This is a genomic window from Pseudomonas sp. Irchel s3b6, from assembly GCF_900187415.1.
GTDB lineage: Bacteria > Pseudomonadota > Gammaproteobacteria > Pseudomonadales > Pseudomonadaceae > Aquipseudomonas.
Genome location: NZ_FYDM01000002.1, coordinates 12531 through 33184, shown reverse-complemented (window position 1 = coordinate 33184; position 20654 = coordinate 12531). Strand labels below are relative to the sequence as shown.

The following is a 20654-nucleotide window of genomic DNA, read 5'->3' as shown; positions in this document are numbered from 1 at the left end:
GCGCGCAGGACCTCTCTGGCAGTGGGTGGTGGTTAGTCGAACTCCACCAGCGCACTGCCTTCGTTGACCATCTCACCTTCCTGGCAATACAAGGCCTTGACCACGCCGGCATGGGGTGCACGGATGCTGTGCTCCATTTTCATGGCTTCGAGTACCACCAATTGTGCCCCGGCTTCGACGGTCTGTCCCGGCTCCACCAGGACGCGCACGATGCTGCCGTTCATCGGCGCGGTCAACCCTCCGTGGTGGCTATGGCTGGCTTCGACTGCGGCAATCGGGTCGTACTGCTTGACGCTGTGCAGTTCGCCTTCCCATTGCAGGTACAGGCTGTCGCCGTGGCGGATTGCGCGATGCTGGCGGCGCAGGCCGTGATGCTCCACCCGCAACTGTTCATCGACCAGTTCGGCATGACGCCTGTCAGCCGGGGCCAGGGTGACGGCCCGATCCTGGCCCTCACAGCTCAAGTGCAGCGTGGTTTCGGCGGGTAATCCGGCGCGGAACCCGTTGCCAATGGCCCAGGGTGAACCCGGGTCATCGCTGCGTACGCTGTGTGCCTGGCTTTGCGCAAACGCTTGAGCGGCGGCCTGCCAGAACTCATCGCTGAGTTCGCGGGAAGCGGGCAGCAATTGCTCCTGGTAGCGCGGGATAAACCCGGTGTCCAGTTCAGCGGCGGCGAATGCCGGGTGAGCGACGATTCGGCGCAGAAAGCTGATGTTGGTCTTCAGGCCGCCAATGGCGAACTCGTCGAGCATGCTCAGCAGGCGCAAGCGTGCCTGTTCGCGATCCTCGCCCCAGGCAATGAGCTTGCCGAGCATCGGGTCGTAGAACGGTGAAACGGTGTCGCCTTCCTCGACGCCGCTGTCCACACGACGGCCAGGACCGGCGGCGGACTCACGGTACAGCGCCAGATGGCCGGTGGCCGGGAGGAAGTCATTGCCCGGGTCTTCGGCGTACAACCGCACTTCAATCGCATGGCCGATCAACGGCACCTGCGCCTGGGTCATCGGCAGCGGCTCGCCCTGGGCGACGCGGATCTGCCAGGCGACCAGGTCGAGGCCGGTGATGGCCTCCGTGACCGGGTGTTCGACTTGCAGGCGAGTGTTCATCTCCATGAAGAAGAACTCACCCCGCGAATCGAGCAGGAACTCCACGGTACCGGCGCCGACATAGCCAATGGCTTGCGCGGCACGGACCGCCGCCTCGCCCATGGCCTTGCGCAGTTCCGCGCTCAGGCCGGGGGCAGGGGCCTCTTCGACGACTTTCTGGTGACGACGCTGGATCGAGCAGTCACGCTCATTGAGGTACAGGCAGTTGCCGTGTTGATCGGCGAACACCTGGATTTCCACGTGGCGTGGCTTGAGCAGGTACTTCTCCACCAGCATCCGCGAGTCGCCGAACGACGACAGGGCTTCACGCTGGGCCGAGGCCAGGGCTTCTGCCAGCTGGCTGACGTCCTCGACCACTTTCATGCCTTTGCCACCACCGCCGGCCGTTGCCTTGAGCAGGACCGGGTAGCCGATGCGCTGGGCGGCGTCGCGGAAGGTTTCCAGGTCCTGGGCTTCGCCGTGGTAACCCGGTACCAGCGGCACGCCGGCGGTTTCCATCAAGGCCTTGGCCGCGGATTTGCTGCCCATGGCGTCGATGGCCGACGCAGGTGGGCCGAGGAAAATCAGGCCGGCCGCTTCAATGGCGCGGGCAAAGCCGGCGTTTTCCGAGAGGAAACCATAGCCCGGGTGAATCGCCTGGGCGCCGCTGGCTTTGGCGGCGGCCAGCAGTTTGTCGATTTGCAGGTAGCTGTCAGCCGCCTTGCTGCCGCCCAGGTCCACGCGGATATCCGCTTCGCGGCTGTGCCGTGCGTCCCGGTCGGTGGCACTGTGCACGGCCACGGTGGTCAGGCCCAGCGCTTTGGCGGTGCGCATCACACGGCAGGCGATTTCGCCACGGTTGGCCACCAGCAGGGTGGTGAGTACAGGTGCGCTCATCAACGCGGCTCCTTGGTGGTGGATTCGACCTGCCAGCTCGGCGGCCGTTTTTGCAGAAAGGCACGCAAGCCTTCCTGCCCCTCGGGGCTGACCCGGATCCGCGCGATGGCATTTTCGCAATAACGGCGCAGCGCGGGGTTCAGGGCGCCGTTGCCGACCTCACGCAGCAGTTCCTTGCTTGAGCGCATGGCCTGCGGGCTGTTGAGCAACAGGTTATTGATCCAGTGCTCGACCTGTGGCTCCAGTTCGCCCACCGGATAGCTTTCGCTGAGCAGGCCGATTTCCCGGGCGCGTACGCCGCTGAAGCGTTCTGCCGTCAGGGCATAACGACGGGCTGCACGCTCGCCGATGGCTTGTACGACGAAGGGGCTGATCACCGCGGGTGCCAGGCCGATGCGTACTTCCGACAGGCAGAACTGCGCCTCATCGGCACCGATGGCCATGTCGCAGCAACTGATCAGGCCCAGGGCGCCGCCATAGGCCGCACCTTGTACCACCGCCAGGGTCGGGATCTTCAGCTTGGCCAGGTTGTACATCAACTCGGCGAGCTCGCGGGCGTCATCCAGGTTGGTGTGGTAGTCGAGTTCGGCCGACTGCTGCATCCAGGACAGGTCCGCACCGGCGCTGAAATGCTTGCCGCGTCCGCGCACCAGCAGAAAACGCAGGTTCGGGTCGCCCTGAACCTTGTCCAGGGCCAGGATCAGCTCGCGAATCATTTCGGCGTTGAAGGCGTTGTTCTTCGCTTCGCGACTGAGCCACAGCGTGGCGAAACCACGGGGGTCGGTCAGCAGTTCCAGGGTATTGAAGTCGCTCATGGTTTTCTCCAGATCACATCCGGAACACGCCGAAGCGGCTCGGTTCGATAGGGGCGTTCAGCGAGGCGGACAACGCCAGCGCCAGCACGTCGCGGGTTTGCGCCGGGTCGATGACGCCGTCATCCCACAAGCGAGCGCTGGAGTAGTAGGGGTGGCCCTGTTCTTCATACTGGTCGAGGATCGGTTGCTTGATCTCGGCTTCCTGCGCGGCACTGAAAGGGTGTCCGCCGCGCTCGGCCTGTTCGCGCTTGACCTGCACCAGCACGCCGGCGGCCTGTTCGGCGCCCATCACGCCAATACGTGCGTTCGGCCACATCCACAGGAAGCGCGGGTCGTAGGCCCGGCCGCACATACCGTAGTTACCGGCACCGAAGCTGCCACCGATGATCACGGTGAATTTTGGCACCTTGGCGCACGCCACGGCGGTCACCAGCTTGGCGCCGTGCTTGGCGATACCGCCGGCCTCGTATTTCTGGCCGACCATGAAGCCGGTGATGTTTTGCAGGAACAGCAGGGGAATCCCGCGCTGGCAGGCCAGTTCGATGAAGTGCGCGCCTTTTTGCGCGGCCTCGGCGAAGAGGATGCCGTTGTTGGCGAGTATCGCGATGGGATAGCCGTGCAGATGGGCGAAACCACAGACCAGTGTGGTGCCAAACAGCGCCTTGAATTCGTCGAACACCGAACCATCCACCAGGCGTGCGATCACTTCGCGCACATCGAAGGGTTGCTTGGCGTCGGCCGGGACCACGCCGTACAGCTCGTCGCTGGCGAACAGCGGGGCAATCGGCGCGCGCTGCTGCAGCTCACCGAGTTTGCGCCAGTTGAGGTTGGCAACGCTGCGTCGGGCCAGCGCGAGGGCGTGTTCATCGCTGTCGGCGTAGTGGTCGGCCACTCCGGAAATCTTGCAATGCACATCGGCACCGCCCAGGTCTTCGGCACTGACCACTTCGCCGGTGGCGGCCTTCACCAGCGGTGGGCCGGCGAGGAAAATAGTGGCCTGCTCGCGCACCATGATCGCTTCGTCGGCCATGGCCGGCACATAGGCGCCGCCCGCGGTGCACGAGCCCATGACCACCGCGATCTGCGGGATGCCCATGGCGCTCATGTTGGCCTGGTTGAAGAAGATTCGCCCGAAGTGTTCGCGGTCCGGAAAGACTTCATCCTGACGGGGCAGGTTGGCGCCACCGGAGTCCACCAGATAGATGCACGGCAAGCGATTCTGCTGGGCAATGGTCTGGGCGCGCAGGTGTTTTTTCACCGTCAGCGGGTAGTACGAGCCGCCTTTGACCGTGGCATCGTTGGCGACGATCATGCATTCGACGCCCTCGACCCGGCCGATGCCGGCGATCACCCCGGCGGCCGGAACCTCTTCGCCATAGACTTCATACGCGGCCAGCTGGCTGATTTCCAGGAAGGGCGAACCCGGATCGAGCAAGCGGTTGATCCGCTCGCGGGGCAGCAGTTTGCCCCGCGAGGTGTGCCGTTCCTGGGCCTTGGCGCCACCGCCTTGCTGGACCTGGGCGAGCAGGGTGTGCAGCGCATCGACCTGGGCAAGCATTGCCGCGCTGTTGCTGGCGAACTCCGCCGAACGGGGATTGAGCTGGGTGTGCAAAATCATGGGCTACTCCGTAGCAGCTTCAAGTTTCAAGCTACAAGCTACAAGTCAGAAGCAAGAGCGCAGTCCTCTTGCAGCTTGACGCTTGCCGCTGACGAAATTTATTTCGTTTCGTTGAACAGTTCGCGGCCGATGAGCATGCGACGGATCTCACTGGTGCCCGCGCCGATTTCATACAGCTTGGCGTCACGCAGCAGACGGCCAGCGGGGAACTCGTTGATGTAACCGTTACCCCCCAGGATCTGGATCGCGTCGAGGGCCATTTGCGTGGCGCGTTCGGCGCTGTAGAGGATCACGCCGGCAGCGTCCTTGCGGGCGGTTTCACCACGCTCGCAGGCCTGGGCCACGGCATACAGGTAGGCGCGGCTGGCGTTGAGCTGGGTGTACATGTCGGCGACCTTGCCCTGGATCAGCTGGAATTCACCGATGCTTTGGCCGAACTGCTTGCGGTCGTGGATGTACGGAACAATCAGGTCCATGCACGCTTGCATGATCCCGGTAGGGCCGCCGGAGAGCACCACGCGCTCGTAGTCGAGGCCGCTCATCAGTACTTTCACGCCACCGTTGAGCACGCCCAGGATGTTTTCTTCCGGGACTTCAACGTCGTCGAAGAACAGCTCGCAGGTGTTGGAACCCCGCATGCCGAGCTTGTCGAACTTGTTGCTGCGGCTGAAGCCTTTCCAGTCGCGCTCGACGATAAACGCGGTGATGCCGTGCGGGCCCTTCTCCAGGTCGGTCTTGGCGTAGATCACATAGGTGTTGGCGTCCGGACCGTTGGTGATCCAGGTCTTGCTGCCGTTGAGCACGTAGTGGTCGCCACGCTTGTCGGCGCGCAGCTTCATCGAGACCACATCGGAACCGGCATTGGGTTCGCTCATGGCCAAGGCGCCGATGTGTTCGCCACTGATCAGCTTGGGCAGGTACTTGGCCTTCTGCTCATGGGTGCCGTTGCGGTTGATCTGGTTGACGCAGAGGTTGGAGTGGGCGCCGTAGGACAAGGCGACAGAGGCCGAACCGCGGCTGATTTCTTCCATGGCCACGACGTGGGCCAGGTAGCCCAGGCCGGCACCACCGTATTCTTCCGGCACGGTGATCCCCAGCAGGCCCATGTCGCCGAACTTGCGCCACAGGTCCGCCGGGAACAGGTTATCGATATCGATCTGTGCGGCTCGCGGTGTGATCTCTTTGGCGACGAATGCGCGGACCTGGTCACGCAGCATGTCGATGGTTTCGCCGAGGGCAAAGTTCAGGGTCGGATAGCTCATGGGGGCACCTTCACACTTGTTTTTATCAATGGAGAATCGGCCTGTGAATCGTGCCGAGTCGACTGTCACCTTTACGTTAACGTAAACCTGTGACGAATGGCTGTCAATCGCCCTTTACGTTAACGTCAACTTGAGCGAGAGTAGGGGCAGTTCTGAAAGACCAGCGTCGCTTTGGGGGGTGAGAAAACACGCTCATTCACCGACAGGCTTCGCTCCTACAAAAAAGACAATATAGGGGTCGTCATGGATCAACACAGTGCTCACCCACAGCACAGCTACAGCCGCGGTTCGCAGGACAAAGCCTTGCTGGCGATGACCATTGGCCAGGCGTTCGACAACACGGTCGCCAAGTACCCACGGGGCGAAGCGCTGGTCGTGCGTCATCAGCAATTGCGCTACACCTGGACGCAGTTGGCGCATGCCGTCGAGCTGCACGCCAGGGCGATGTTGGCGCTGGGCCTGCAGGCGGGGGACCGCCTGGGCATTTGGGCGCCGAACTGCGCGCAGTGGTGCATCAGCCAATTTGCCAGCGCAAAAATCGGGGTGATTCTGGTCAACATCAACCCGGCCTACCGCAGCTCGGAACTTGAGTATGTGCTCAAGCAGTCCGGCTGTCAGTGGCTGGTGTGCGCCGGTTCGTTCAAGACCTCCGATTACCACGCGATGCTGCAGGGGCTGGCGCCGGAGTTGGCCGAGCACGCCATCGGTCAGTTGCAGTCTGAGCGCCTGCCGGATCTGCGCGGTGTGATCAGCCTCGACCCGCAGCCACCGTCCGGTTTCCTGCCATGGTCGCAACTGGCGGATCTGGGCGCCGGCGTTCCGGTGGAACAACTCAAGGCGCGGCAGAACAGCCTGCATTTCGACCAGGCGGTGAACATTCAGTACACCTCCGGCACGACCGGGTTCCCCAAGGGCGCGACCCTCAGTCACTACAATATTCTGAATAACGGTTACATGGTCGGTGAAAGCCTGGGGCTGACCGAGCACGACCGCCTAGTGATTCCGGTGCCGTTGTATCACTGCTTCGGCATGGTCATGGGCAACCTGGGTTGCATCACCCATGGCACCACCATGATTTACCCCAATGACGCATTCGATCCATTGCTGACGCTCGAGACCGTGGCCCAGGAAAGCGCCACCGGGTTGTACGGCGTGCCCACCATGTTCATCGCCATGCTCGATCAGCCACGACGTGCTGAGTTTGACCTGTCGACGCTGCGCACCGGGATCATGGCCGGGGCGACCTGCCCGATCGAAGTGATGCGACGGGTCATCAACGAAATGCACATGAGTGAAGTGCAGATTGCCTACGGCATGACTGAAACCAGCCCGGTGTCATTGCAGACCGGTCCTTCAGACGAGCTGGAACTGCGGGTGACCACCGTCGGTCGCACACAGCCGCAACTGGAAAGCAAAATCATCGATGAGGCGGGCAACCTAGTCCCGCGCGGTACCATCGGCGAGCTCTGCACCCGTGGCTACAGCGTGATGCTCGGTTACTGGAACAACCCGCAGGGCACGGCCGATGCCATCGACCAGGCCGGTTGGATGCACACCGGCGACCTAGCGACCATGAATGAAGAGGGTTACGTGTGCATCGCCGGGCGCAACAAGGACATGATCATTCGCGGCGGTGAAAACATTTACCCGCGTGAGCTGGAAGAGTTTTTCTTCACCCATCCGGCGGTGGCGGATGTGCAGGTGATCGGTATTCCGTGCGAGAAGTATGGCGAGGAGATTGTGGCCTGGATCAAGCTCCACCCTGGCCATACCGCCAGCGAGCAGGAGCTGCAAGCCTGGTGCAAGGAGCGCATCGCGCACTTCAAGACGCCGCGTTACTTCAAGTTTGTCGATGAATTCCCGATGACCGTGACCGGCAAGATCCAGAAATTCAAGATGCGCGAGGTCAGTATCGAGGAGTTGAAAGCCAGCAAGGGATAACCACATTCTTGTGTAGGAGCGAGCGTGCTCGCGATGGACGTTAACGATGACGCGTGCTTTCTGGATAAGCGCGGCGCTATTGAGTTCATCGCGAGCAAGCGGAATCTGCGCGAGGTCGGTGGAAAACCTGAACACCAGACAGCACAAAGGGGAGCCGAAGCTCCCCTTTAATTTATTGCTGCATGCTCTTTTTTTATTATTAAGGGGCGGTCTGTTGTTGTTTTTGGCAACCGTGACCCTTTACCGCTGTTTTGTGCGACCCCCATGCGGGGTCAAGAGCAAACGTATTTTTTTGAGCGCTGATCTGCTTTTTCGCCAAGCGATCCAACCAGTTCGGGAGCTACCTGAAGGTAGTTTTATTGTTCTCTGCCCGGTTGCGGGTGACTGCATGCAGCACCCTGAAAGCACACCTTCTCCAAAAAAATCTGTTAGCTGCGTCTCTGCCGTGTTGTTTTTGTTATGTCAGAGTCGTTACGTCTTATTTTTATTAGGTTTGCCGCTTTTTTTGTTCTTGTTATGCCATAGAGATAGCAGAACCCGTGCCAACTTTTAAAAATCCTTTAAAATCAATGATTTACAATTTGGCGGGTTCATTCGCTAAATTTTTTTCGGTCAGTTTGTTTCCGTGTTACTCGTTTTGTTGCGGGGCGGTAACACACCCCCGACACATTATTGTGCGCTACGGGCCTTGGCCACGCGTGAACCCGTTGGGCGGCCCAGAACGGTGCAAATCTGCTGGCCGGCCAGCAGCAATTGCTCCATGTCGACGCCAGTCTCGATGCCCAGGCCATTGAGCAGGTACAGCACATCTTCCGTGGCGACGTTACCGCTGGCGCCCTTGGCGTAGGGGCAGCCCCCCAGGCCGGCGACGGAGCTGTCAAATACTGCGATCCCTTCCAGCAGGCTGGCGTAGATGTTCGCCATGGCCTGGCCATAGGTGTCGTGGAAGTGCCCGGCGAGCTTGTCCCGTGGCACGTCGGCGGACACCACTTCAAACATCTTGCGGGTGGCGCCAGCGGTACCGGTACCGATGGTGTCGCCCAGGGACACTTCGTAGCAGCCCATGGCATACAGCTCGCGGGCGACCATTGCCACCTGCTCCGGCGCGACTTCACCTTCATAGGGGCAGCCGAGTACGCAGGACACGTAACCGCGCACGCTGACGCCATGCTGCCTGGCGGCGTCCATGATCGGCACGAAACGCTCCAGGCTTTCACTGATCGAGCAATTGATGTTGCGCTGCGAGAATGCCTCGGACGCGGCGGCGAACACCGCGACTTCCTTGACCCCGGCCGCCATCGCGTCCTCGAATCCGCGCAGGTTGGGGGCCAGGGCGCCGTAGGTCACGCCGGGCTTGCGCTGGATCCGTGCGAACACTTCGGCGGAGCCGGCCATTTGCGGTACCCACTTGGGTGACACGAAACTGCCGACTTCTATATAGCCGAGGCCGGCAGCGCTCAGCGCATCGACCAATTGCACCTTGTCGGCGACGCTGATGGGCTGGGCTTCATTCTGCAGGCCATCGCGCGGGCCGACTTCGATCAGGCGTACATGGGAGGGGAGGGACATGGGCGTTGACCTGTTGTCATTGTCTGAGTGTTCGGAGATCCCTGTGGGGGGGTGAGCAAGCCCGGCTCCCCATTGGGCGTAGTGTTTCTACTGGACGGCCTGTTGGTTCTTGATCGTCTGCTCCAGCGCATGGACACAGCGCTCTTCGGCGGTGTCGAGCTCCAGCTTCATCTGTTCGATGTCCAGCAGTTGCTGTTCAAGCTGTTCGCGGCGTTCGCTGATTTTCGCCAGCATGCTGTGCAATTGCTTGGTGTTACCGCTGGTGGGGTCGTAGAGTTCGATCAGTTCGCGGCATTCGGCCAGGGAAAAACCGATGCGCTTGCCCCGCAGGATCAGTTTCAGGCTGACCTTGTCCCGCGGCGAATAGATGCGCTCCTGACCGCGTCGCTCGGGGCTCAGCAAGCCTTGTTCTTCGTAAAAGCGAATGGCGCGGGTGGTGATGTCGAGTTCGCGGGCGAGGTCGGAAATGCTGTAGGTCTGGCTGCTCATGGGCGCGCTCAAGAAAGGGACTTGGGACTAAACTAATGTCAGGTTGACGTAAACGTCAAGCAGCGTTTGCGCGGGCCAGCCCGTCCCCGCGGGGATCGCATTGAACCTGTGGAAGAGGGCCGGGCGGCGTACCGCTCGCCTGCGATGAACGAGGACAGGACCTGTCAGGCTGCCCCCTCGCGATTACACCTTGTCCAGTTTCTTCTCATTGGCCGTCACCTGCTGGCACAACTCGATCATCTGCTCGCGCATCCAGCGGTTGGCCGGGTCCTGGTCAGTGCTTTCGTGCCAGTAGAGGTGGGTTTCCACTGGTGGCACGTCATTGACCGGGAGCAGGAAGGACTGCAGGTCATGACGACGGGCGAAACGTTCCGGTACGGTCATCACCATGTCGGTTTGTTGTAACACCTGGGAGGCCATCAGGTAATGCTGGGAACGCAGGGCAATCTTGCGCTGGATGCCCATTTTGCCCAGGGCCAGGTCAACGTAACCCAGGCCGCTGCGCCGGCTGGAAATATGAATGTGGGTCAATGACAGGTAGTCATCGAGGCTGAACTTCTCTTTCCCCGCCATGGGGTGGCCCTTGCGCATGGCGCAGACGTAACGGTCTTCCATCAGCTTGACATGACGCACTTGCGGGTCGGTGTTGAGCGGGGCGTCGACGGCAAAGTCCAGGCGCCCGGCCGCCAGTTCCTTGGTGGTCTCGCGGCGCTTGGACAGGAAGCTCTCGATGATCACGGTCGGTGCCAGGCGGCGCAGGCGCTGGAACAGCGGTGGCAGGATTACCGCTTCCGTGAGGTCGGTCATGCTGATGCGGTACGTCTTGACCGCCTGCAGCGGGTTGAAAATCCGGCTTTCCTGGACCGAGACGCGCAGCAGCGACAGGGCGTTGCGCACCGGGCCGATGATGTTTTGCGCCATGGGCGTGGGCACCATGCCTTGGGCGGTGCGCACGAAAAGCGGGTCGTTGAAGGTCTCGCGCAGGCGGGCCAGAGCGTTTGACACCGCCGGCTGGGTAATGCCGACAATCTGCCCGGCACGGGTCAGGTTGGCTTCGGTATAGATCGCGTCGAAGACGATGAACAGGTTGAGGTCGACCTTGCTTAGATTCATAGCGTTTGGCTCTTGGCTTTTGTTATGGGAGCAGGTGGCTCGATCAGTCGATCATATATCGGTGATGAATGTTAATACACGCCGAGAATAGGTTAGATAAATTATCAACGCTGATCTAGCATCGATTCATGACCTCAACAACGCCTCCACCACCTCGTCAAAAAAGGTAGCTGCCCATGGATTTTGCCTATTCGCCCAAGGTTCAGGAATTGCGTGAACGCGTGACTGCGTTCATGGATGCTTACGTTTATCCAGCCGAAGCGGTGTTTGAACGCCAGGTCGCCGAGGGCGATCGCTGGCAGCCGACCGCGATCATGGAAGAGTTGAAAAACAAGGCCAAGGCCGAAGGCCTGTGGAACCTGTTTTTACCGGAGTCGGAACTCGGCGCCGGCCTGACCAACCTGGAATACGCACCATTGGCGGAAATCATGGGTCGCTCGTTGCTCGGTCCCGAGCCGTTCAACTGCTCGGCACCGGACACCGGCAACATGGAAGTGCTGGTGCGTTATGCCAACGAAGAGCAAAAGCAGCGCTGGCTTGAGCCGCTATTACGCGGTGAGATTCGCTCGGCGTTCGCCATGACCGAGCCGGACGTAGCGTCCTCCGATGCCACCAACATGGCCGCCCGTGCCGAGCGCGATGGCGATGAGTGGGTGATCAACGGCAAGAAGTGGTGGACGTCGGGTGCCTGCGACCCGCGCTGCAAGATCCTGATCTTCATGGGCCTGAGCAACCCTGACGCGCCACGGCACCAACAGCATTCGATGATCCTGGTGCCGGTGGACGCCCCCGGGGTGAAAATCCTGCGTCCGTTGCCGGTGTTCGGTTACGACGATGCCCCCCACGGTCACGCTGAAGTGCTGTTCGACAATGTGCGGGTGCCGTACGAGAACGTATTGCTGGGCGAGGGCCGCGGATTCGAAATTGCCCAGGGGCGCCTTGGCCCGGGCCGGATTCACCACTGCATGCGTTCGATCGGCATGGCCGAGCGGGCACTGGAGTTGATGTGCAAGCGCTCGGTCAATCGCACCGCCTTCGGTAAGCCGTTGGCTCGCCTGGGCGGTAACATCGACAAGATTGCCGACTCGCGGATGGAAATCGACATGGCGCGACTGTTGACCCTCAAGGCCGCCTACATGATGGACACCGTGGGCAACAAAGTGGCGAAAAGCGAAATTGCCCAGATCAAGGTGGTTGCACCGAACGTCGCCTTGAAAGTCATCGACCGGGCGATCCAGATCCATGGTGGCGCGGGAGTTTCCAACGATTTCCCGTTGGCCTACATGTACGCCATGCAACGGACCCTGCGTCTGGCCGACGGCCCGGACGAAGTGCACCGCGCCGCGATCGGCAAGTTTGAAATCGGCAAGTACGTGCCCAAGGACATGCTGCGCAGCGGGCAGTAAGCCCCGGCGCGGCAGGTCACCCGCACCACCCGTCTGGCGTGGTTGCGGGTGATTGCCTGTGCGGTTTTTCAATCGAAGGCGATCAATCCGACCGCGCGTTCACCTCGCGACCAAACCGCTCCCGATACACCGAGGGCGGCAGTCCCACCACCGTGCGAAACGCCACCCGAAAACTCTCCACGGAACGGTAGCCGCATTGCCGGGCGATCGATTCCGTGTGGTGGGCACTGCTTTCCAGCAGCTCCCGGGCCCGGGCCAGGCGTTGTTGTTGCAACCAGGACTTGGGGGACTCGCCGGTCGCTTCACTGAAGCGTCGTAGAAAAGTGCGCTCGCTCATGGCCGCCTGGCTTGCCAGCTCACGCACACCCAAGGGCTCATGCAGGCGCTCTCGTGCCCAGTGCATGACCCGCGACAGATCGCTGCGGGGCGTACGGCTGATGGGGGCGGGAATGAATTGCGCCTGACCGCCGGTGCGTTGCGGTGACATCACCAGCCGCCGGGCCACCGAATTGGCGACCTGAGTACCGAAGTCCCTGGCCACCAGATGCAGGCACGCATCAATCCCCGCGGCGCTTCCGGCCGAGGTGATCAACTGGCCGCTATCCACGTACAAAACGTCGGGGTCCACCAGAATATTGGGGAAGCGCTCGGCCAATTCCTGGGTGTAACGCCAGTGCGTCGTCGCGCTGCGCCCGTCGAGCAGGCCGGTGGCCGCGAGGACAAACACCCCGGAGCAGATCGACAGCAGCCGTGCGCCCCGGGCATGGGCCTGGCGAAGCGCCTGCAGCAGGGCTTGCGGCACCTGCTCACTGCGGTTGCGCCAGCCGGGGATGATGATGGTCCGGGCCGTTTCCAGCCGTTCCATGCCGCCATCGGCCAGCACCTGAATGCCGCCGGTGGCGCGCATCGGTCCCGGGTCAACACCTACGATGCAGTGCTCGTACCAGGGGAAGTCGAACTCGGGCCTTGCCAGACCGAAGATCTCCACGGCAATTCCAAACTCAAAGGTACAGAGCCCGTCGTAGGCCAGAATCGCGACTAATCCGGGGTCGTTGTGCATTTGGCGGAAAGTTCCCTGTGAGTGTCGTTTGCGCCACTGTAGCGCCAACGACTATCTGGATACAGTCTTCTCACACCCATATCCGCTTTGGAGAACACCCATGACCAGTCTGGTAAACGCTGTCCCTGCCGCTTCTTCAGCCGTTGCCTTGATGCATTTCAGCAATCGCCTGACCTTTGAAACCGACTGTTCTGACGTGTTTGCCAGCCAGCAGGCCGATGAAGTGGACTTCGTCCTGCTGGATGTGCGCGGCCCGCACGCCTATGAGCGCGGTCATGTGCCGGGAGCCCTGAATATTCCGGGGCGTTTGATCACTGCGGACGTTCTGGCGGCGTACCCGAAAAGCACGTTGTTCGTGGTGTATTGCGCAGGCCCCCATTGCAATGGCGCCAACAAGGCCGCGGTGAAACTCGCGGCGCTGGAGTATCCGGTCAAGGAAATGATCGGCGGGGTGACCGGGTGGCTGGATGAAGGCTTCGAGTTGAGCCGTGCGATCGAGCGGCCGGTCAGTGCAGCGATCGGTTGTGAATGCTGATCACTGCTGGGTGTTGGGTGAGCGTTGGTTGCGACGCCAGGTGCTTGAGCGGGGGCAAGCGCTCTCGCCACAGGGGAATCGCTCAAGCCTTGGTCGCCGCGTGCCACTGATCCAGCGTCACGTGCAACCAGTCGGACACCTGACAGTAGGCCGCACTGTCGTCCTGGTCCCGGGGCAGTGGTGATGCTTGCGCGAAATGGGCGTTGAGCAAGGCGACGGACTCGGCGTTCCATTCTGGATGAAACTGCACGCCCACACGGGTCGGGCCGACAGCGTACATTTGCTGCGCGCATCGGGCGCTGCTGGCCAGCAAGTGGGCGTTGGGCGGCAGATCGATAGCATCCTCATGCCATTCCAGGACCGTCAGGGGTTGCCCATTGGCGAACGTGATGCGGGTCCAGCCGGTTTCCGGTTCCGCCATTCGCCGCACGCTGCCACCCAGGCTCAGGGCCAGCAATTGCGCACCCAGGCAAATGGCGAATACCGGCGCTCCGGCCTCGATACTGGCCGCCAGCCACTGGCGTTCTGCGGCCAGCCACTCTGGGCCGGCATTGGATTCGTAGGGCCCGCCCAGGATGATCACCGGTGCTGCACTCTCCGACGGTAGTTGACCGAGGTCGGCACGAAACACCTTGAGGGTCAGCCCTCGGGATTCGGCCCAGTCGTCAATCGCGCCCGGGCCTTCGGCGGGGTGGTGCTGGATCAGGTTCAGCGAGGTCAAGTGCTCGGGCATGATGCGGCGCTCGGTTGGCGGGTGGAGTGTTCTGTCGGCAGCTGCGTCATCTTGACCGAAAGCGCGGCGTTTCTGTAGGGCGTTGCAGCGTGCGGGTGCAGTGGACTATGGCTTGTCATACCTTCTGCTTATTTTTATAACAATTTGTCGCTTCAACATAATTCGCTTCCCGGGCGCAGCTCTAGACTGCCGGCCACTTCGATAAATACTAGCCACAAGCTATCCATCGAATGCTGCCAATAAGAGTCTCCGCACACAGGAGTTATAAATGAAAAAGCGAGTGATGCTCGGTGCCCTGGCACTGTCGATGTTGTCCCTGACCGCTGTGGCCGACGATGCCAAGCCGATCCGTCTGGGGATTGAAGCCGGCTACCCACCGTTCTCGTTCAAGACGCCTGAGGGCAAACTCTCAGGCTTTGACGTGGACATCGGCGATGCGCTGTGTGAGCAGATGAAAGTCAAATGTACCTGGGTCGAGCAAGAGTTCGATGGCCTGATCCCGGCGCTGAAGGTCAAGAAAATCGACGCGATCCTGTCGTCCATGACCATCACCGACGACCGCAAGAAGAACGTCGATTTCACCATCAAGTACTACCACACCCCGGCCCGCTTCGTGATGAAGGAAGGCACCGCGGTCAAAGACCCGCTGACCGAACTCAAGGGCAAGAAAGTCGGTGTGCTGCGCGCCAGTACCCATGACCGCTTCGCCACCGAAGTGCTGCAACCGGCCGGTATCGTGCTGGTGCGCTACGGCTCGCAGCAGGAAGCCAACCTGGACATGGTTGCCGGTCGCCTCGACGCGATGCTGGCAGACTCGGTCAATCTGGACGACGGTTTCTTGAAAACCGACGCCGGCAAGGGCTTCGCCTTCGTAGGCCCGACCTATGAAGACGCCAAGTACTTCGGCGGCGGCGCGGGTATTGCCGTGCGCAAAGGCGATCAGGCGCTGGCCGACAAGTTCAACACCGCCATCACCGAAATCCGCGCCAATGGCAAGTACAAGCAAGTGCAGGACAAGTACTTCAACTTTGACGTGTACGGCGAGTAATTTCTCCGTTCAAAAAGGTGGCTACCGTTGACGCGGTGGCCACTTTTTTTATGCCCACTTGAGTGACCCTGTCCGACCTGTTTCCCCTGGGAGCCCCCATGCAACGTATTGACCATTCACTGCCCTGGAGCCACCTCGGCACCGAGCGCACCCTGAGCGTGTTTCGTTTCGGCGCAGGTGAGCGCAAGGTCTACATCCAGGCCAGCCTGCACGCCGATGAGTTGCCGGGCATGCGCACGGCCTGGGAGCTGAAAAAACGCCTTGGCGAACTCGAAGCCCAGGGCCAGCTCAAGGGCGTGATCGAACTGGTGCCGGTGGCCAACCCGATTGGCCTGGATCAGCACCTGCAAAGTGCTCACATGGGGCGTTTCGAACTAGGCAGCGGCAAGAATTTCAACCGTGCTTTTCATGAGCTCAGCGGCCCGGTCGGTGAATTGATCGGCGCTCAATTGAGTCGCGACGCCGAGGCAAACGTGGCGTTGATCCGGCAGACCATGGGCCAGGTACTTGACCGCTTGCCAGCGCCGGCTTCACAGCTGGAGGCCATGCACCGGTTGCTGCTGCGTCATGCCTGTGACGCCGACATCACCCTGGACCTGCACTGCGATTTTGAAGCCGCCATTCATCTCTATGCGTTGCCGCAGCACTGGCCGCAATGGCAGTCGCTGGCGGCGCGCTTGAAGGCGGGCGTTGCGTTGCTGTGTGAAGACTCTGGCGGCAGTTCGTTCGATGAGTCCTGTTCGTCGCCCTGGTTGCGGCTGGCCCGGGCGTTTCCTGAGGCGGCCATTCCTCCGGCCAACCTGGCGACGACCCTGGAGTTGGGCAGCATGGGCGACACCCGGATTGATCAGGCACAGGCCAATTGCGAGGCGATTCTGGGGTTCCTGGCCGAGCAGGGGTTCATTGCCGGGCAGTGGCCGGCGGCACCGCAAGCCTGCTGTGAGGGGATGCCGTTTGCCGGTACCGAGTATCTGTTTGCGCCCCATCATGGGGTGGTGAGTTTTCTGCGCGAGGCCGGGGAGTGGGTCGAGCAGGGGGATGCGCTGTTCGAGGTGGTCGATCCGTTGAGTGATCGGGTGTCCGTGGTGTGTGCCGGGACCAGCGGGGTGTTGTTTGCGCTGGATCGCGGGCGCTATACGGAGCCGGGGATCTGGCAGGCGAAGGTGGCGGGGCGGGAGGTGATTCGGGTGGGCAAGTTGACCAATGATTGAGTCTGGTTTTGTTTGCGGAGTCCGCTGCACGAGCTGGCTTGCCTGACAGCCAGTCATTTTGTTGCAGGTGTACATATCCGTTGCTGCGGTTACGGCCTCTTATGGTTCCGCTTTTACAGCGGGTCACTTTGGCAAACGCCCCAAAGTAACCAAAGGTCTCGCCCCGAGCGTTCGGCCCCTCGCCGAGGCTCGGGGTTCCCTCTCTCCGGCATTCATCAGGGGGCATCGCCTCCGGTCGGCTTCGCTCGACCTCCTCTCGATGTGTTCGGCTGCGCCGAACGGCGCTGCGCGCCTACCCCCTGATGAACGCCTGCGTTCGGCCTGTCGAAGGGGCGGGTGGATCAAGATCAAAAGCCAAAGCCAAAGCTAGATCAAGGGCGGTAGGCGAGCTGGCGAGTTGGTGTTCGGCCTGTTGTTTCTGTGTTTCCCGGGATTCCGTGAAGAACCTTATTTCTCGCCGAGAACCTCTTTGAGCAGTGCCGCGTGGCCGGTTTTGTCGTCGGCGCGGGAGATGATCTGGACCAGCACCATGTGGGTGCCAGAGCCGGCCAGCAGGCTGGTGTTGAGGGTCGGGCCGCCGCCCTGGGTGGCGGTGAAGTCGATCTGGCGCAGGCCGAGGCCTTTGAGGGTCAGGCTCTTTTCACTTTGCTTGTTGAAATCGGGCAAGGCTTCGCGTTGTTGGCTGGCGAAGCCGGATATCGACTCGTCGAGGAATACGCTGTCGTTGTCCTTGATGCTCAGGCCGCCCGGCAGGGTGTTTTCAGCGATGATCAGCACGGTTTTGCTGTGCTGGTTGGTGTACATGGTGCCCGTTGCGCCGGAAGTGCCTTGGGCCACGTCGCCGCCGGGCAACGGGTCGGCGATGAACCCCTTGGGCAGGGTAAAGGCGAATTTCCCGCCCAGTGCCGAGACTGTTTGCTCAGGGGCGGTTTTGGCGGCAGGCTGGCTGGCGGCGAATGTGTGGGTGACGCCAAAGGCCGTCACTGCCGTCAGGAATAGGGCAGCGGCTTTTTTACGGAAGGTGGGTTTCTTGAGCAGCGACATGCAGGGTCTCCGGGGTAATCGCGCGACGGCGGTGATCATCCCACGGGCCCGCGCCTTCACTCCAGTGCCAACTTGAGTGAAGGCTTGACCTGCGACCTGAGGTCATGTGGTCAGGGTGCTGGCAATGTCCTGCCGGTGCGGCGCCGGGGTCAGTCAGGCTGGGCCTCGCCGGCGGCTTTCGGTGCGTTGGCGCGCGCGGTCGCGATGACGGCACCGACGATGATCAACAGCGCCGAGCCGATCAACAGCGGATTGACCGGGCTGCGCCCCATGAGGATCAACAGCAGGGTCGACATCAGCGGCGCCAGGTACGAGAGCGCGCCGAGCATCGCCAGGTTGCCGTGTTTGGTGGCGTGGTCCCAGGCGAAGAAGGCCAGCCCCACGGGGCCGAGACCGAGCGCAATGATCGCTGCCCATTGGCTGGCGTCGGGCCAGACGCTAGTTTCCAGCAGCAGATGGCAGATCAGCCCGGCCAGCGCCACCAACCCGCACATGCCACCCATGATGCTGCTGGGCACTTCGTTGAAGCGCCGATTGATCACCGAGTAACTCGACCACACCAACGCACAGCCAAGCGCCGCCAGATAGCCGGCAATGGGCATTGTCGCGACTTCATCCTGGGGCCGTTGCAGCAGGATCAGCGCCGTGCCGAAAAGCCCCAGCAGGGCACCGAGCAGTTGCCGTGCGTGCAGGCGCTCTGCGGTACCCAGTACCGAGAGCAGCACAATCAGCAGCGGCCAGAGGTAGGCGATCAGGCTGGCCTCAGCCGCAGGCGCGGCTTTGAGGGCGAAGAAGTACAGGGCGTGATAGACAAAGATCCCGAGAAAGCCGGTCAGCCAGACGGGCCACGGCTGGCGCCAGCTCTGGAAGCCGACCCGGCCCCGTCGCCCGAGAATGATCAGGCTGGCGACGAAGGCGATGCCGAAGCTCATGGCCAGCAACTGGAACGGCGGGATGCCTTCGGTGAGGGTGGTCAGCAGGGCCAGGCAGGACCAAAGAAAGATGGCGATCGTCCCGATGGCAGTGGCCGAGGTGGCTTTTTTGCCCGGGGCAAGCACTTCAAGAGAGGCGGTCATCTACGTTCCTTCGTAAACAGTAGTGCGGCGGCTGGAGTCAGGGTTGTTGCGTGCGGTCAACACCGCCCACGAGCTTAGTCGCAACCGGTTCGATCGTCGCGGCGAGGGGCCTTGGCGCCGCTTTGCGCTTGGTCACCAGCAACATGCCCAGTGACACCGCCACACCCAGGATAAATGCGCTCCATCCCCAATGAGGCAGGGCCAGTGCCAGCGTCAGGCAGAAGGCGGCGAATGAGTACATGCCGGTGGCCGTGGCCCGCAGCAAGGCGGCAGTGAACGCCGGCCCGCGGGTTTGCTGGGAGAACACCGCCATGACGCTGCCCAGTACCGGGAACACCGCCAACAGGCCGCTCCAGCGCTCACCCACGGTACTGGCCAGCAGGGTCACCACCAGGGTCAACGCGGCGCCGGCCAGCATGCGCAGCAGGAGCTTGTCGGACTTCGGTGCTGGGCCGGACACCAGCGGCTGTATCGCCGGAAACAGGTAAGGCGCGGTCAGCAGCGCGGTGGCTGCGGCGATGTTGGAAAACACCAGGGAGGCGGGGATCAGCGACAACACCAGCGCCACGGACGTCCAGCTCAGCAGCGCGATCAACAGCGCCGTTGGCCAGTTGAACCGTTGCGCTGCCTGGGCATACACCACGCAGAAGGTGATCATCGCAAACATGGCGGACAGGGCCGCCGTCGCGGATTGGGCGGCAAAGGCCGTGCCTTGCTCGACCGCCAGGAAAAACAGAATCGGCCCGACCACCACCGGCAGTCCCGACAACCAACCGGCGATGCTGGGGCCCCAGCGTTTGCCGGCCAGGGAGATCAACAACAGAAAACCGGGGATCACCAGCAGTTTCAAAAGCAGCACGGACAGATCCTTGTACGAGGGCAGTAGCCACAGCATACAAGGCTTTGCCCTGTCGCCTGAAACCTTCAGGCATGTCGCTTGCGGGGGCTTATGACATTCAGTCTGCCGGGGACTGCTACCGCGTCATTTTGCCTGATGCCAGTGGTCGTGTACGCAGGGGCCGGCTGAGTGTGTGGCATCGACTAACCTCAACGATGAGCGAAGGCCGCCAGTCGTCTCTGTGGGTCGGTTTCAAGGTGCGCGGTCGTTGCTTGAGGTGTGGCTCTGGTGCCACGCCCGCACAGCCACCCGTATGGAGGAATCAGATCGATGAAAGCCAAGCAAGGAGACACCTGCGCCTGCCCCAACTGCACCTGCAAACTGGGTGAGCACTCCGTCGTCCGTCATGGCAAGCATTACTGCTGCGAAGGTTGCGCCAAGCATCACGAACACGGCGAAGCCTGCGTCATGGCCGGTTGTAAGTGTGCGAAGGGCGCCCACGGTTGAAGGCACGCCATTGAGCGTGGGGCCGTTGGGCTTCACGTTCGATGGTGGCATCGATTGAGTTAACGGGTCGGGCGCCAAGTGACGTTCTCGATACCGAACTTCTGCGCTTGCGGCATGCTGGTCTTTTTGACGTTCTCGCGGACAAATCGACCGATCCGGCCGAAACCGGCGTCACAACTGGCCCAGTGCCAGGCTTCAGCGTTGTCCATCTTCTCGTGACGGATGATGAACGACTTGGGCACACCGTGAAGGGTGTATTCAATGACGAACAATTTTGCGTTGATCATGGTGTCGCTATTTCTCCCTGTCGTAGTTGAGTGATCGTCCACGGCAGGAAAAATTCACTCCGGTTGCCGAACGGTCATGAACTGGCAGCATGGGGGCGAGAGTTCGGCAGTCACGCCGAT

Annotated in this window: 20 protein-coding genes; 7 read left to right on the top strand and 13 right to left on the bottom strand. The window is 61.6% G+C overall.

Annotated elements, in window-relative coordinates:
- Positions 1 to 32: 32 nt before the first annotated feature.
- The 4 genes from CKW07_RS03605 to CKW07_RS03590 form a co-directional block, all read right to left on the bottom strand.
- Positions 33 to 1982, bottom strand: a complete 1950-nt coding sequence (locus CKW07_RS03605; protein ID WP_095143642.1) for an acetyl/propionyl/methylcrotonyl-CoA carboxylase subunit alpha — start codon at positions 1980 to 1982, stop codon at positions 33 to 35.
- Positions 1982 to 2797 (bottom strand): gamma-carboxygeranoyl-CoA hydratase, encoded by an 816-nt coding sequence (locus tag CKW07_RS03600; protein ID WP_095143641.1) that lies wholly within the window; start codon positions 2795 to 2797, stop codon positions 1982 to 1984. The genes CKW07_RS03605 and CKW07_RS03600 overlap by 1 nt, the downstream gene beginning before the upstream one ends.
- 13 nt (positions 2798 to 2810) lie before the next feature.
- On the bottom strand, positions 2811 to 4415 hold the full coding sequence (locus tag CKW07_RS03595) for a carboxyl transferase domain-containing protein (RefSeq protein ID WP_095143640.1): 1605 nt from the start codon (positions 4413 to 4415) through the stop codon (positions 2811 to 2813).
- 98 nt (positions 4416 to 4513) lie between these two features.
- Positions 4514 to 5677, bottom strand: a complete 1164-nt coding sequence (locus CKW07_RS03590; protein WP_095143639.1) for an isovaleryl-CoA dehydrogenase — start codon at positions 5675 to 5677, stop codon at positions 4514 to 4516.
- A gap of 243 nt (positions 5678 to 5920) precedes the next feature.
- Between CKW07_RS03590 and CKW07_RS03585 the strand changes: the two genes are divergently transcribed.
- The gene (locus tag CKW07_RS03585; protein ID WP_095143638.1) at positions 5921 to 7618 is read left to right on the top strand and encodes an AMP-binding protein; all 1698 of its coding nucleotides are present in this window, start codon (positions 5921 to 5923) and stop codon (positions 7616 to 7618) included.
- Positions 7619 to 7664: 46 nt separating this feature from the next.
- On the top strand, positions 7665 to 8171 hold the full coding sequence (locus CKW07_RS25605) for a hypothetical protein (RefSeq protein ID WP_256577018.1): 507 nt from the start codon (positions 7665 to 7667) through the stop codon (positions 8169 to 8171).
- Positions 8172 to 8287: 116 nt separating this feature from the next.
- Here the strand turns inward: CKW07_RS25605 and CKW07_RS03575 are convergent, their stop codons facing one another.
- The 3 genes from CKW07_RS03575 to CKW07_RS03565 all read right to left on the bottom strand — a co-directional run bounded on the left by CKW07_RS03575 (position 8288) and on the right by CKW07_RS03565 (position 10789).
- Complete coding sequence (locus CKW07_RS03575; protein WP_095143637.1) at positions 8288 to 9187, bottom strand: hydroxymethylglutaryl-CoA lyase; 900 nt, start codon at positions 9185 to 9187, stop codon at positions 8288 to 8290.
- A gap of 87 nt (positions 9188 to 9274) precedes the next feature.
- On the bottom strand, positions 9275 to 9676 hold the full coding sequence (locus CKW07_RS03570) for a MerR family DNA-binding transcriptional regulator (RefSeq protein ID WP_095078921.1): 402 nt from the start codon (positions 9674 to 9676) through the stop codon (positions 9275 to 9277).
- A 183-nt stretch (positions 9677 to 9859) separates the two neighbouring features.
- The gene (locus tag CKW07_RS03565; protein WP_095143636.1) at positions 9860 to 10789 is read right to left on the bottom strand and encodes a LysR family transcriptional regulator; all 930 of its coding nucleotides are present in this window, start codon (positions 10787 to 10789) and stop codon (positions 9860 to 9862) included.
- A gap of 176 nt (positions 10790 to 10965) precedes the next feature.
- Between CKW07_RS03565 and CKW07_RS03560 the strand changes: the two genes are divergently transcribed.
- Complete coding sequence (locus tag CKW07_RS03560) at positions 10966 to 12195, top strand: acyl-CoA dehydrogenase (protein WP_095078923.1); 1230 nt, start codon at positions 10966 to 10968, stop codon at positions 12193 to 12195.
- 82 nt (positions 12196 to 12277) lie between these two features.
- On the opposite strand, the gene ftrA is transcribed toward CKW07_RS03560, so the two are convergent.
- Entirely contained in the window at positions 12278 to 13255 is a 978-nt protein-coding gene (gene ftrA, locus CKW07_RS03555) for a transcriptional regulator FtrA (RefSeq protein ID WP_095143635.1), read from the bottom strand.
- Between the two features lie 100 nt (positions 13256 to 13355).
- On the opposite strand from ftrA, the gene CKW07_RS03550 reads away from it, so the two are divergent.
- Positions 13356 to 13790: a rhodanese-like domain-containing protein gene (locus CKW07_RS03550; RefSeq protein ID WP_095143634.1), complete on the top strand. Its 435-nt coding sequence runs from the start codon at positions 13356 to 13358 to the stop codon at positions 13788 to 13790.
- A gap of 82 nt (positions 13791 to 13872) precedes the next feature.
- Here the strand turns inward: CKW07_RS03550 and CKW07_RS03545 are convergent, their stop codons facing one another.
- Positions 13873 to 14511, bottom strand: coding sequence for a type 1 glutamine amidotransferase (locus tag CKW07_RS03545; protein WP_095144061.1), 639 nt, complete (start codon positions 14509 to 14511; stop codon positions 13873 to 13875).
- Between the two features lie 280 nt (positions 14512 to 14791).
- Here CKW07_RS03545 and CKW07_RS03540 point away from each other — a divergent pair, with 280 nt between their 5' ends.
- Together CKW07_RS03540 and CKW07_RS03535 are read left to right on the top strand one after the other, a co-directional pair.
- Complete coding sequence (locus CKW07_RS03540; RefSeq protein ID WP_095143633.1) at positions 14792 to 15571, top strand: ABC transporter substrate-binding protein; 780 nt, start codon at positions 14792 to 14794, stop codon at positions 15569 to 15571.
- A gap of 98 nt (positions 15572 to 15669) precedes the next feature.
- Positions 15670 to 16782, top strand: a complete 1113-nt coding sequence (locus tag CKW07_RS03535; protein ID WP_095143632.1) for a succinylglutamate desuccinylase/aspartoacylase family protein — start codon at positions 15670 to 15672, stop codon at positions 16780 to 16782.
- Positions 16783 to 17229: 447 nt separating this feature from the next.
- On the opposite strand, the gene CKW07_RS03530 is transcribed toward CKW07_RS03535, so the two are convergent.
- The 3 genes from CKW07_RS03530 to CKW07_RS03520 form a co-directional block, all read right to left on the bottom strand.
- Complete coding sequence (locus CKW07_RS03530) at positions 17230 to 17826, bottom strand: hypothetical protein (RefSeq protein ID WP_095143631.1); 597 nt, start codon at positions 17824 to 17826, stop codon at positions 17230 to 17232.
- A gap of 149 nt (positions 17827 to 17975) precedes the next feature.
- Positions 17976 to 18902 carry a DMT family transporter gene (locus CKW07_RS03525; protein WP_095143630.1) on the bottom strand — a complete coding sequence of 309 codons (927 nt, stop codon included), beginning with the start codon at positions 18900 to 18902 and terminating at the stop codon, positions 17976 to 17978.
- A gap of 37 nt (positions 18903 to 18939) precedes the next feature.
- Positions 18940 to 19761, bottom strand: a complete 822-nt coding sequence (locus CKW07_RS03520; protein WP_095144060.1) for a hypothetical protein — start codon at positions 19759 to 19761, stop codon at positions 18940 to 18942.
- A 309-nt stretch (positions 19762 to 20070) separates the two neighbouring features.
- Between CKW07_RS03520 and CKW07_RS03515 the strand changes: the two genes are divergently transcribed.
- Positions 20071 to 20247, top strand: a complete 177-nt coding sequence (locus CKW07_RS03515) for a metallothionein (RefSeq protein ID WP_095143629.1) — start codon at positions 20071 to 20073, stop codon at positions 20245 to 20247.
- A 59-nt stretch (positions 20248 to 20306) separates the two neighbouring features.
- On the opposite strand, the gene CKW07_RS03510 is transcribed toward CKW07_RS03515, so the two are convergent.
- On the bottom strand, positions 20307 to 20534 hold the full coding sequence (locus CKW07_RS03510) for a DUF6555 family protein (protein WP_095143628.1): 228 nt from the start codon (positions 20532 to 20534) through the stop codon (positions 20307 to 20309).
- Positions 20535 to 20654 lie beyond the last annotated feature (120 nt).